Source organism: Bacillus sp. SM2101 (assembly GCF_018588585.1).
In the GTDB taxonomy this organism is placed as follows: domain Bacteria; phylum Bacillota; class Bacilli; order Bacillales; family SM2101; genus Nanhaiella; species Nanhaiella sioensis.
In genome coordinates this window covers 24,539-37,000 of record NZ_JAEUFG010000024.1, presented here as the reverse complement: position 1 = coordinate 37,000, position 12,462 = coordinate 24,539, and the positions used below count along the sequence as shown (strand labels likewise).

Genomic DNA, 12,462 nt, shown 5'->3' with positions numbered 1-12,462 from the left:
TCCACCATATCGATACCTCACCCTCTTTCATCATGCCCAAGTACTCCTTGCCATTATTGCTTCACAACAATAGCTTTACTAGCCTTCACCTAAGCACTTCATTACTGTATCACCGAAAGACCTAATATCCGCTAAGTAATCGTTCCCAGGGGGTGAACCAAAACTATTAAACATACGGACTGCTACAGTATCATATTTAGGAATAACCAACACGGCAACATTTGTGTATCCTAAAATCTGATATGACCCTTGTGGAACAAGTGCTCCAATCTCTGTCTTTTTTGCGGGCAAATCTTTAACGAACCATAAAAAGCCGTTCTGCGGAAGGTCATCATGTATTAATTTTGGACTTTGAAGGGATGTAGCTAACCTCAAAAGCTCTTTATCAATTAGCTGTTTCCCTTTAATTTCACCTTGCTTTAAATGAATATACCCCCAGTAAGCAAGATCTCTCGTAGATACATACATATTCATTTTGTCTCCGTCTTCACTTTTGTGAGATGACCAATGTCTGTCACTATCTCTAATTACTTCTACTAACTTGTCATTATATTCTCCATGCCACCCTGTTTCATTTAGCTCTAAAGGATGAAACACTTGTTCATTAAGAATTTGAGCGACTGTTTTTCCTGTAGTATTTTTGACAATTTGTGTTAATAAATTTACCCCTATATTACGATAAGCCCAATTTTCACCTGATAGAAATTCTCTAACGATCGTTCCGTTAGCAGTTTCCATTAAACCATGTGTATGTGTAAGCAAATGTCTTATCGAAGTGTACTGTAATGACTCTGAAGTTTTCATTGGAAGATACTTTGTCACTTCATCATCTATTGATTTAACGAATCCATGATGGACAGCATACGCGACAGCAAAACCAATATAGCTTTTTCGCACAGATGCGACATGAAATTGAGAATCTTCTTGAATTAGTCTTGCTGTCGGAGCTTTTGAATGCTTACCCCAATATTTTTCTATAACCATTTTATTCTTGTGAATAACCATCACACTTGAACCTGTACAATTTACATTATTGGAGGAATTTCTCACATGAGTGAGCAAAGAGTTGAACTGGTTAGTGATTTTTTTATCAATGTTCATACTTGTTTCCTGCTTTCAATAAAATATCCCTTTATTACACCAGTATTATACGATGGTGTAAATATCCAAAAATTACGATAAACGCTATTATATGTCGATAAGAGGCTATTTAGTTGATATATATACATTTTTTATACCAAATACTTACTATTTCGTTAATATACTCCTTATATTGTTCAAGCTTATTGAAAGCGCATTCAATACCGTGGTAGCATAATTTTACATAGCACATAAGGAGGGTAATCAATGGCAAGCTTATCAATTACATCTTATCTATTACTATTTAGTATGCCTTTGTTAATCGCATTATCTGTATTGACTTATCTACTTGAAAGGAGAAATTCATAATGCATGAAGCAACTCTTATTACTTTCATTGTATATCTCATTTTAATGCTCGTTATCGGTTTTATCTCCTATCGTTTAACAAAAAACTTATCAGATTATGTATTAGGTGGGAGAAATTTAGGTCCAGGAGTAACGGCACTTAGCGCTGGGGCTTCTGATATGAGTAGCTGGTTGTTATTAGGTTTACCTGGATCAGCCTACCTCTCAGGTATGAATGCGCTATGGATTACAGTAGGATTAGCCATCGGTGCTTATTTAAATTGGCAATTCGTGGCACGGCGACTTAGAGCCTATACTGAAATATCCAACAACTCAATTACGATTCCAGATTTCTTAGAAAACCGCTTCAAAGATCGATCAAAGATTTTACGCATCACGTCTGCTGTTGTCATCCTCATATTTTTCACCTTATACATATCTTCAGGAATGGTTGGCGGAGCCATTTTGTTTGAAAACTCATTCGGTTTATCTTATAGCTCTGCTTTATGGATTGGTGCACTCGTCATTGTTTCATATACATTTTTAGGTGGTTTTCTTGCTGTTAGTTGGACAGATTTTGTGCAAGGTATTTTAATGTTTCTTGCTTTGGTTATTGTCCCTATAGTGGCCCTCACCGAAATGGGGGGGATCGGTGAAACGATAGACAGAGTAGCATCGATTGATCCAACATATTTAGATGCTGCTGCCAATACAACCTTTATTGGAGTTGTTTCCTTATTAGCTTGGGGACTAGGGTATTTCGGACAGCCACATATTTTAGCAAGATTTATGGCTATAAAGTCAGTAAAAGATATTCCCACAGCTAGGTTAATAGGGATGACTTGGATGATACTAGCAGCGTTAGGTGCAGTTTTTACCGGCTTTGTCGGAATTGCCTATTTTGCAGATGTATCTTTAGCAAATCCCGAAATTGTATTTATCGAATTTACGCAAGTATTATTTGATCCTTGGGTTTCTGGGTTTTTATTAGCTGCAATATTAGCTGCAATTATGAGTACAATTGACTCTCAGTTACTCGTATCATCAAGCGCAGTCGTTGAAGACTTTTATAAATCGTTGTATAAAAAGCAAGCTGGCGATCGTGAGTTAGTGTGGATTAGTCGATTATCTGTTGTAATCATCGCTATTATTGCCATCCTTCTAGCCTCAAATCCTGAGAGCTCAGTACTAGAGCTAGTAAGCTACGCTTGGGCAGGCTTTGGTGCTGCATTCGGTCCAGTAATCCTCTTTTCGCTATTTTGGAAGCGGATGAATGGAAGTGGAGCAGTTGCTGGGTTGTTTGTAGGGGCACTGACTGTTATGCTTTGGAAAAATGCTGAAGGTGGCCTGTTTGATCTTTACGAAATTGTACCAGGATTTATTTTTGCGTCATTAGCCATTGTGATCGTAAGTTTAGTAGGAGAAAAGCCCTCTAAAGAAATTGAAAACGAATTTGAACAAGTAAAATGAATTATCGTATAAAATATTAAAAACTACTCTCATATCCTAAGGGAGTAGTTTTTCATTTAAACTCTAGAGAAATATTTTCATAAAATTAACACTTACAAATCATTAAGTGATTTCCGTCAGGATCTTTGAAATTAAAATAATGATTATGTTCAATTTCAGAAGTTAACTGAACCCCTTTTTGTTTCATATATGTATAAGCTGCCTCAATATCTTCAGTATTAAAATGGAATAAAGGCGTTGTAAAAATATTATCCTCTGAAAATATTTTACTGTCTAATACAATACCTGAACCTTTCATAGGTATTACATATATATGGCCAAATTGTACTTCTCCGTCTACAGTTAAACCTAAAATGTCACAATACCAATCACGTGCATTTTCTATATTACTTACTGGTATAAAAACGGTCCCAATTTCATTTAAAACAGGAATACTCATAACCATACCTCCTACATTTTTAAAAGACTCATTTTTTAAACGTAGTTGCTATTGTTCCTAAATCAAAAGAAATAAGATAGACTTTATAGCTTTGATTTTCAGTACCACGAAAAATATCAATTAATGCGAAAATAACGCTTAATCACCCTCTAGGTTAAGATATCATAAATACAATTATTTCAAATAATGATAATTTTTACAATATTTTTTTGGTATTAAACAGATACTACCAACAATGACTACGAATAATATTATATTAATTTATACTTACTTTAACTACTTGTTCCTTCTACGTAATTTTTATTGTTGCGAAGCCCTCTACCAGTTGAAAAAGAACAACGATTATGCGAGAACAGCCTGTTTTACAAGAGAAAATGGCTCTTATAATCAAATTACAGTAATAAAGAAAAGTGGGTGATGAAAGGCTAGATTTTTAGAAGAGAAGCCGTCAAACGTAATGGTAAGCTTGGAATGAAAGAGAGATTGTTGTTTCTTATGTCAATATTTTTATTAAATTATAAGAATGATACGTGAATAATTGTAACATGAGATTAAGTTCTTAAAACCAGCGTATGAAAACGAAACCTGATCATTTTAAAGAAATGAACAAGCCGGAATACTTTTTTCGATTCTTCAAGATCAGCTAATGTCTCAACAATCAAGTCTTCAATCTCATCTACTGTTTTATTTGTATAATCAATCCCTAAATCCTGTGCATATCTACGAAATGGCTCTGATGGCGATACCATATATTGTTTGGCAGTTTCCATGACTTATTCCTCCTTGTAAATTTGGGATTAGCTTGATTTGCTACATATTATTATTGCTCTATGATTCTAATCAATTGCTTTACTTACTACGTATTGTACAAGCTAAATCTTAAATCTAAAGTATAATAAAAATGAAGAATTTCTTAAGAACCATCATCATTATTTTAAAATCTTAAATACAAAAAGCACAGATCATGGCTTACTGTGCTATGTTGAAATGAGAAAGTATAGATTATAGAGGGTTATAAGGGAGCTTTGTATATTTCATTAATTTCAGACACCACACGCTCAGCTGATCGTAGGGCGCCTTCAAGATGTCCCCCAAACTCTGAATCAGTTTCTGTACCAGCAAAAAATAACTTCTTTTCCCACGCACGAATTCCTGTCGGAGGACCATACCTTGGAAAATCGCTAAGTGAAGTGATGTCCTCTGCTACCGCGGTCTCATTATCAGTTGACCAATCCTTATATAGCAAATCTACTGGCTTATTCGCTGATGCTCCAAATAGCCGAGTCAACTGCTCCACGACTAGTTTGAATATCTTTTCCTCGCCTAGTCCTTGGCGCATTTTCGCAGGTATCCTAAAAAAACCAAAGAGTGCACCTGAACCCGATTGAGGTGACGCATCATGTATTTCCTGCAAGGGACCAATCCAGCTCGTAACTTGACCAGAAAGTCCATGTTCTCTCCAAAAAGGTCGGTCATAAACCGCAATCACCTTTGCCTGTCCTCCCATCCACGTAGGCTTATTAAGGAGGCTTCCCATAAGTTCAGGTGAAAGAGAAGGTGAAAAATCAATATGATTTGCTACAAGTCTTGGAGGCAATGCAAGAATGACAGCTCTTGGGCGAAAATATATTTTTTTGTTTCCTACGAGCGCTTCAACAGTAATTTTTTCTTCATCTTCCCGTCGAATTGTCGTTACACGTGTGTTCATCTCGATTGTCCCTGGAGGTAGTGTAGCTGCCACGGCATCAATGAGAGATTGTACTCCACCTTTGAAGCGGGTCGACCTCTCAACAGCCCCTTCAGGTAACAAATATCTCTGTGCTGGTTCATTCTTAAACCTTTCCAAAAGATTATCTCCTTTGATGTGCTGATCAAATGTATGTAATCCAAGCTCTTTAACAAGCCTAGTTATAACCTGCTCATAGTGCGGCCAGAACCATGTCGGCCCCAAATCAAACTTATCAAGACCCCGACTACCTAAACCCAAACTACTTAAAACTCTACCTCCAATTCTCCCTCTACTTTCCAAAACCCTACAATTGATACCTTGCTCAATTAATAAAGACGCAGCACGTAGACCGCTTAAGCCAGCACCCACAATTATGATAGGATCGTTCATCTTCTTTTACCTCCATTCCTAAACTTTTCACTGGAAATAATATTAAAAGCCCTAGAATTATATGTTGAACCATCGTGCCCAAAAAATCTTAATTACCAACAAGATCAGGCTAACCGTCTCATACGTTTCTTGGTTTTCGTACTATGAAATAAATATACCTCAGTACTCGTTGTACCTTTCTTCTGTAACACTATGAAAACCGTAAAAGCTCTTTTTAAGCTAATTTTAGTAAACACAGTAACTATGTGTACTAGAAAAGAGTTATTTGTATAATTTCATTCACAAACATGTAATCTATAGCTTTCATTCAAATGAAGCTTTATTTACTAATAATATATTTTATCTACTAATAGGTAAATTTTCAATAGAAATGATTCCAGCCATCAACCAACCCTAAGCTAAACGTTTAGAATTCATTTGAATATTTAGTTTAGCGTACGCTCAGCAAAAAGCATAACAACATGGCTGATTCCATATCACCAAGTGAATGGTGGTATGGAATCATCAATGGAGCGTATATCATATCCTTGATCAAGCAGATAAACAATTACTGCTTCTATATGTTCACTTGTAGCTTTTGTATCATGAAATAAAATAACGGGTTGTTCATTCTTTAGCTCAAGTTTCTTGACATCATTAATGACGTTTTCAACCATTCTTTCATCTTGGGTAACCCAATCTTCGCTATCTATATTCCAATCCCATATTTGATAGCCGATATCTTGAATCGCTTCCTTCCACCCTTCCTCAAAAAAAGGTTTACTTCCATATGGCGTACGAATTAATGTAGTATCAATACCGGTTATTGTTTGGAGGGTTATTCGTTCTTTCTCCATTTCATTAATAACATTTTCCAATGATGCATATACATGACGAGCATCATGGGTCACACCATGAAGGCCGATACTGTGACCTTTCTTTATTACTTCTTTAACAATGTTTGGATATTGTCTCATATAGCCATCGAGCATAAAGAAGGTTACTTTTACATTATATTTATCAAAAAGATCTAAAAACTGCTCAGTATATTCCGAAGGGCCATCATCTATAGTTATATACGCCACCTTACTTTTCGATGTAGTTTCCTCTGTATCATCATGCTCAGCTTTTACAGGATTAACCGCATAGAATAAACAAGAAAGTAGAATGAAAAGAATCATGAAAACCCTGAAAAATATAACGACGATGTTTAACGTAAAAAATGGTTTAATACAAAGCTTCTTTATATAATGTTGATTCACTATCCTTCTCCTCCCTTGTTATTATCTATATTCTTCCACAATTAACAGACCGATTATCCTCGTACAAAAAATATATTTTCAACTATATAAACAATCTTTTTGTAACTATTTTTACTAAGACCACTTTGTTGCTATTTTTTAAATAATGGACAGTATGAAGAGTATTTATGAAACTTCAATTATTGTATATTAGTAGAAAAGATGCGATGAACGCTAGGGTGATATGTTCTTAAATCTTAGAATGAAAAGTAACAATTAATTCGAAAACAGCTACAGTAATTTAAAGACACTTATCGGTATTCTTTCTGTTAATAAAATTAGCAACGATCTGCATAAGAATAGCAATAGATGCTCACTTCATCATTCATTTTCTGGTGATGTAGCGAAAATGCAAGACTGATGGCTAAGGAAGCTAAACACGTTCCTATAAAAAGGAAAGCAGGTGAATTTGTGCAAATCTTTGTTTATTCTTTTGTTGCAGTTATGATTATCGTTGGGTTTTCTTCAACCATGCTTAGCAAGCGGAAGCCAACATTGTACTGGTTACCAGGAACAGTTTTATCCGTTATTACTTTGGCATTCGCGATAATTAGTTTTTTTACTCTTAATGGCTGGGAGGCTATGGGCTCTTTCTTTTTGTTTATTAGTGTGTTTTTCGGCTCCGTAATAGGAACATTCATTGCAAAGTATAAGAAAGCGACGATACATTAACAAATAGTAGCTAACTATACTCATTTTAATTTCTCATCATAGCTGTTTTTGTAAGGTTGCTGTCTATCATACAAGAAATATTCCTTCTATATATACAAACAATCTAGCACTGAAATCTAGTCTAGCTGTTCTAATGAAGCATAAGTTGCAACTAAAGATATTAAAGAAGAACCTTCAATAGAAGGTTCTCAATTTTAGCAGGGTTAAACCGTCCCTCATTACTAGCAAAATTAACCGTCCCATACTTACATTTAAGATATTTTCACACTATAAATTCATAAACATCAAAAAAACAGCAGCTTCCTAAGCTACTGCATCTAATCGTTTATACATCTCATTTCATTTAAATATTTTTAATATCCCGAACATGAAAGTAATAGCTAATCCAATAATGGAGATGAATCTGAGGAAATAGAGCTCAAACATAAAACTAATTATTACAATCGGTAGTCCAATCATAATCATAAGAGATACAAATTTCCTATAACGAATCACTTCTTCTGAAAGCTCTGGTTCTTCCTTGTACATCCATCTATTCCCAAATAACATACTTTCCTCGGGAGAAATATAAGTCCAAATTAGCAAAGCATATATAGGAATCATAAAAATTACTGTTAAAATCGCTGTAATCATACAGTCTCCTCCATGAGTATTACATTTTAGTTTGTATTAAATACTGTAGACCTCCCACCTGAAGGACCTCATATAATTGCACCATACTTAAGTAAATAAGTGTTTTTGCATTGATTGTTCCTTGTCGTTCTAAGATATAAGTACTTATACTTCTAGATTTCGTGCTTTTTTACTTTTATAATCATTGAGATCTCTTAAAACTCATCACACTATCCATTCTTAATAAAAAATCCTTTAAAATGTAATACGTTTTCTTGCTACAAAGGTTTCACCGATTTTGCTATTTTACTGAGAGGTATTATTTATATGAAGAAATATAACAAAACAATTAGAACAATGGCATGATTAATAGTCCGAAAAATAACAATTCAAATGCAAACCGCAAAAGTAAATCACCATAGGGTGATGGCATTTTTACAATGTCATTACTTGTACACTCCCCTAACCTTCTTCTCTTTACTATCCTTTTGGCAATCGATTCATTTTGCTTAACAATTACTTATAAAAAAATAGGGGAATTTCCCCCTTCGAATAGAGAAGTTCCCCGATATGTAATCTCCTTTCCCTCATTTACAATTGAATTATGGTAATTGTTCGTGAATAAGGAGGAGTTTACATGCAAGCAAAAGCTGCAGTCAATGAAAAAACAGGAAGCCATCTAAACAATGCGTTTGCATCGAACTTTGCTAAGTCAATGTTCTTATCAGTAACAGCACTTGCAATTTTATCTTTCATAGGGACTAGGATGTTTACACATATAGACTTGAACCTCTATGGATATATGGTTGGAACAATCGTCTTTCTAGGAGGCTTCTTCTATCGATTTATTGCTTGGGGAGAACGTCCACCAACAAAGATCATTTTGAAAAAAGGGATGAAATTGTTATTTAGAAAGTCTACACCAAAAACTTCCGTTGATCATCTTGCAACATACAATTTCATCTGGAATAGGGGAATTTACCGATGGACTCAACACGTGTTAATTGGATGGGGATGTATTCTATCTTGCCTCGTCACCTTTCCTCTCGTTTTTGGATGGATGTATTTTACGATGGATGACAATGGCTTCTATAACATTATTGCGTTCGGCATAAAAGTAATGACTGTCCCTGCGGAGGGCATCATCGCAAACCTTTCTTATAATGCACTAAACATCACTGCGGTTATGGTTATTACGGGCGTATGTATGGCATTGTACCGTCGCCTAAAAAATATGCAAGCAAGAGCAGAGCAGAAATTCCTTTATGACTTCATGCCTTTATACATGCTACTTCTTGTGAGCATAACAGGCTTATCTCTAACGTTTATGAACATCTTTTTAGACGGTGCTGGACAGCCAGCAATGTCATTAATTCATCAGTGGTCAGTCATTATTACGTTAATCTATCTACCATTCGGTAAGCTAGCACACATTCCTTTCCGTCCAATGAGTGTTCTCGCAAGAAACTATAGAGAGCATTATGCTGAGCAATCGATGAAAGAATGTAAAGTTTGTGGAGATCAATTTGTGTCATCAGAACAATCGCAAGATGTCGTCGATGTGCTTAACGTGAATGATATTCAATTCACAACGAAGGAAGGTCATCATCTAGCGGAATTGTGTCTTCCATGCAGAAGAAAGTATCGGATTTCACAATTTTCAGGGTTCCCTACCCATGAAGTGAAGGTCAAGGAGGCAAACCAGAATGCAAAGGGATAAGTTTTATAAGGAAGTTGAGAATGTATACCATCCAAATGAAACATTAGTCAAAACACATTGCAGTTATTGTGGTATGCAATGCGGGATGAATCTACGTGTTAATACCCAAACAAATAAAATAATTGGGGTTGAACCTCGTTATGATTGGCCAGTTACAGTCGGAAAAATGTGCCCAAAAGGTGTAACAGCTTATCAGCAAACAAATCATAAAGACCGCTTGTTAAAGCCGTTGATCCGTGATAATGCTGCACTCAAAGGTACTACGGAAGGTTTTCGCGAAGCAAGCTGGGATGAAGCGTATGAGCTGATTTCAAAGAAATTCATAGAGCTTCAAAAAGAGTATGGTAAAGATACTTTATCGGTATTCAGTGGCGTGTCCATGACAAATGAAAAGTGTTATTTAACAGGGAAATTCGCTCGGGTTGCTCTCGGAACGCGCTATATCGATTATAACGGTCGCTTTTGTATGTCAAGTGCAGCTGGAGGGTTCCTCCGTACATTTGGTGTTGATAGAGGCTCTACGCTTCCATGGACAGATATCCATGAAACAGACTGCTTATTTATCGCTGGAAGCAATACTGCTGAATGTCACCCAACATCCATGTTTAGGATTTGGAACGTGCAAGAAAGGGGCGGCTATATCATTGTAGTTGACCCGCGTGAAACACCGATTGCAAGAAGAGCTGACCTTCACCTAGATCTACAGCCTGGTACTGACCTGGCACTTGCTAATGGCATTGTAAATCAGCTAATCCAATTGGGCTATATAGATGAAGATTTTATCAATAACCATACAAACGGCTTTGAAGAAACGAAGGAACTTGTGAAAGATTACACACCAGAATACACGAGCACGCTGACAGGTGTAGCACCTGAAAAAATCATTCGTGCAGCAGAGCTGTACGGTAAGGCACCAAATGCAGTTGTTATGTTTGCCCGTGGAGTGGAACAGCAACACAAAGGGGTAGATAATGTTTCTGGTTATACAAATATGGCGCTTGTTACAGGGAAAATTGGCCGTCCGAAGTCAGGTGTCGCAACTTTTACAGGGCAAGGGAACGGTCAAGGTGGCAGGGAGCATGGACAGAAATCAGATTTGCTTCCAGGATACCGTAAGATTACTAACCCTGAACATGTGAAAGAAATATGCAAGGTTTGGAATATTACACCTGATGAAATGCCACAGGCTGGTGTATCAGCTTATGAAATGTTCGAGCTGATGGAGGAGAAAACGATTCGAGGTTTATACCTCCTCTGCTCTAATCCGGCAGTTTCTGCACCAAATCTAAATTATGTTCGCAAAACATTAAAGAATTTAGACTTTATGGTTTGTGCGGATTTCTATCTATCAGAATCAGCACAATTTGCCGATGTCGTTCTTCCTGCAGTCACTTGGTCAGAGGATGAAGGAACAGTTACTAATATTGAAGGGCGTATTATCAAGATTAATAAAGCTCAGGAGCCTGTAGGAGAATCGAAGCCTGATTGGCAAATACAAGTTGAACTTGCTGAACGCCTAGGACGTGGTAAATATTTCTCTCATTTGACAACAGCTAAAGCTATTGCAGATGAGTTCAGATTGGCAACAAAAGGTGGTAATGCAGACTACTATGGTGCAACATGGGACAAAATCGATAAGCAGGATGGAGTGTTTTGGCCTTGTAAGGATGAGCATGATGAGGGTACTCCACATATGTTTTTAGATAAGAAATTCTATCATCCAGATGGAAAAGCAAAGATATGTGCACTTCCTTATCGTCCTCCTGCAGAGGAGCCATGTGATAAATATCCTCTTCGTTTAACAACTGGACGAGTTGTCTATCACTATCTATCAGGAAACCAAACAAGGAGAATATCGTTCCTGCATGACATGTGCCCAGAGCCATTTGTAGAGATTCATCCGGAAACAGCAGCTAAATACAATATGGACCATGAGGAACAAGTCCGCTTGTTTACTAGAAGAGGCGAAGCAATTTATAAAGTTAAAATAACAGAAGCGATTCGAAAGGATACCGTTTTTGTTCCGTATCACTTTGGTAACGAGGATTCTATTAACCTATTAACAATTGCAGCACTAGATCCTATGTCCCGTATGCCAGAATTTAAGGCGTGTGCTGCACAATTGGAAAAAGTCGAAATAAAGAAGGTGCAATAAATGAAAAAGAGGCTGTACTTAGAACTTGAAAACTGTATAGGGTGCCGTTCATGCCTCGCTGCATGTACGCAATGTGGTGGGCATGAAGAACGTAACAGGAACTACGTTTATGATGTTAACCCTCTTGTTAACCGGCAGACGATGCCTCTTATGTGTCTACACTGCGAAAATCCAGCATGTGCAAGAAGCTGTCCAGCCCAGGCTATCCAAATACATGAAACAGGGGCAGTATTATCAGCACTTGTTGAGAAATGCATCGGCTGTCAAAACTGTACAATCGCATGTCCTTATGGCATACCGAAATTTGATACAGAACAGAACTTAATGTATAAATGCGATTTATGTATAGATCGGACAAAAGACGGCATTCCACCTATGTGTGCTAGCGTATGCCCTTCCAACACACTTCAATGGCTGACAGAAGAAGAAATTGAAAACAAAAAGAAGCAGTTTAACCTAGATAACGACAAATGGGTTACAAGCATGCCGTACCTAGAAGGTGAAACAAACGTGAAAGTAAATCTTCCTGGGATCTTGCAAGGCATTACAAAGTTATATTAGGAGGGAT

The 12,462-nt window shown here is 36.7% G+C and carries 11 protein-coding genes; 5 read left to right on the top strand and 6 right to left on the bottom strand.

Annotated elements, in window-relative coordinates; translation table 11 throughout:
• Positions 1–78: 78 nt before the first annotated feature.
• On the bottom strand, positions 79–1,101 hold the full coding sequence (locus tag JM172_RS18865) for a serine hydrolase domain-containing protein (protein ID WP_214483920.1): 1,023 nt from the start codon (positions 1,099–1,101) through the stop codon (positions 79–81).
• Positions 1,102–1,448: 347 nt separating this feature from the next.
• On the opposite strand from JM172_RS18865, the gene putP reads away from it, so the two are divergent.
• A complete protein-coding gene (putP, locus tag JM172_RS18860; RefSeq protein ID WP_214483919.1) occupies positions 1,449–2,897 on the top strand; it encodes a sodium/proline symporter PutP in 1,449 nt (482 codons plus the stop codon).
• A gap of 85 nt (positions 2,898–2,982) precedes the next feature.
• On the opposite strand, the gene JM172_RS18855 is transcribed toward putP, so the two are convergent.
• The 4 genes from JM172_RS18855 to JM172_RS18840 form a co-directional block, all read right to left on the bottom strand.
• Positions 2,983–3,336 carry a VOC family protein gene (locus JM172_RS18855; RefSeq protein ID WP_214483918.1) on the bottom strand — a complete coding sequence of 118 codons (354 nt, stop codon included), beginning with the start codon at positions 3,334–3,336 and terminating at the stop codon, positions 2,983–2,985.
• Between the two features lie 551 nt (positions 3,337–3,887).
• Positions 3,888–4,106: a hypothetical protein gene (locus tag JM172_RS18850; RefSeq protein ID WP_214483917.1), complete on the bottom strand. Its 219-nt coding sequence runs from the start codon at positions 4,104–4,106 to the stop codon at positions 3,888–3,890.
• 242 nt (positions 4,107–4,348) lie between these two features.
• Positions 4,349–5,455: a flavin monoamine oxidase family protein gene (locus tag JM172_RS18845; RefSeq protein ID WP_214483916.1), complete on the bottom strand. Its 1,107-nt coding sequence runs from the start codon at positions 5,453–5,455 to the stop codon at positions 4,349–4,351.
• A gap of 476 nt (positions 5,456–5,931) precedes the next feature.
• Positions 5,932–6,696 carry a polysaccharide deacetylase family protein gene (locus JM172_RS18840; protein ID WP_214483915.1) on the bottom strand — a complete coding sequence of 255 codons (765 nt, stop codon included), beginning with the start codon at positions 6,694–6,696 and terminating at the stop codon, positions 5,932–5,934.
• Positions 6,697–7,095: 399 nt separating this feature from the next.
• Between JM172_RS18840 and JM172_RS18835 the strand changes: the two genes are divergently transcribed.
• Positions 7,096–7,407, top strand: coding sequence for a YesK family protein (locus JM172_RS18835; protein WP_214483914.1), 312 nt, complete (start codon positions 7,096–7,098; stop codon positions 7,405–7,407).
• A 339-nt stretch (positions 7,408–7,746) separates the two neighbouring features.
• Here the strand turns inward: JM172_RS18835 and JM172_RS18830 are convergent, their stop codons facing one another.
• On the bottom strand, positions 7,747–8,040 hold the full coding sequence (locus JM172_RS18830; protein WP_214483913.1) for a hypothetical protein: 294 nt from the start codon (positions 8,038–8,040) through the stop codon (positions 7,747–7,749).
• A 616-nt stretch (positions 8,041–8,656) separates the two neighbouring features.
• On the opposite strand from JM172_RS18830, the gene JM172_RS18825 reads away from it, so the two are divergent.
• From JM172_RS18825 to JM172_RS18815, 3 genes are read left to right on the top strand one after another with little or no spacing between them, the layout of a single operon-like run.
• Complete coding sequence (locus JM172_RS18825) at positions 8,657–9,739, top strand: hypothetical protein (RefSeq protein ID WP_214483912.1); 1,083 nt, start codon at positions 8,657–8,659, stop codon at positions 9,737–9,739.
• A complete protein-coding gene (locus JM172_RS18820; RefSeq protein ID WP_214483911.1) occupies positions 9,726–11,894 on the top strand; it encodes a molybdopterin oxidoreductase family protein in 2,169 nt (722 codons plus the stop codon). Before JM172_RS18825 ends, JM172_RS18820 begins: the two co-directional genes overlap by 14 nt.
• Positions 11,895–12,455, top strand: a complete 561-nt coding sequence (locus JM172_RS18815) for a 4Fe-4S dicluster domain-containing protein (protein WP_214483910.1) — start codon at positions 11,895–11,897, stop codon at positions 12,453–12,455. It abuts the gene before it with no gap.
• Positions 12,456–12,462 lie beyond the last annotated feature (7 nt).

What these genes read in the sequence shown, in the direction of transcription:
- JM172_RS18865 (WP_214483920.1), bottom strand. Translation starts at nt 1,101, where the DNA reads ATGAACATTGATAAAAAAATCACTAACCAGTTCAACTCTTTGCTCACT.
- putP (WP_214483919.1), top strand. Translation starts at nt 1,449, where the DNA reads ATGCATGAAGCAACTCTTATTACTTTCATTGTATATCTCATTTTAATG.
- JM172_RS18855 (WP_214483918.1), bottom strand. Translation starts at nt 3,336, where the DNA reads ATGAGTATTCCTGTTTTAAATGAAATTGGGACCGTTTTTATACCAGTA.
- JM172_RS18850 (WP_214483917.1), bottom strand. Translation starts at nt 4,106, where the DNA reads ATGGAAACTGCCAAACAATATATGGTATCGCCATCAGAGCCATTTCGT.
- JM172_RS18845 (WP_214483916.1), bottom strand. Translation starts at nt 5,455, where the DNA reads ATGAACGATCCTATCATAATTGTGGGTGCTGGCTTAAGCGGTCTACGT.
- JM172_RS18835 (WP_214483914.1), top strand. Translation starts at nt 7,096, where the DNA reads ATGGCTAAGGAAGCTAAACACGTTCCTATAAAAAGGAAAGCAGGTGAA.
- JM172_RS18830 (WP_214483913.1), bottom strand. Translation starts at nt 8,040, where the DNA reads ATGATTACAGCGATTTTAACAGTAATTTTTATGATTCCTATATATGCT.
- JM172_RS18825 (WP_214483912.1), top strand. Translation starts at nt 8,657, where the DNA reads ATGCAAGCAAAAGCTGCAGTCAATGAAAAAACAGGAAGCCATCTAAAC.
- JM172_RS18820 (WP_214483911.1), top strand. Translation starts at nt 9,726, where the DNA reads ATGCAAAGGGATAAGTTTTATAAGGAAGTTGAGAATGTATACCATCCA.
- JM172_RS18815 (WP_214483910.1), top strand. Translation starts at nt 11,895, where the DNA reads ATGAAAAAGAGGCTGTACTTAGAACTTGAAAACTGTATAGGGTGCCGT.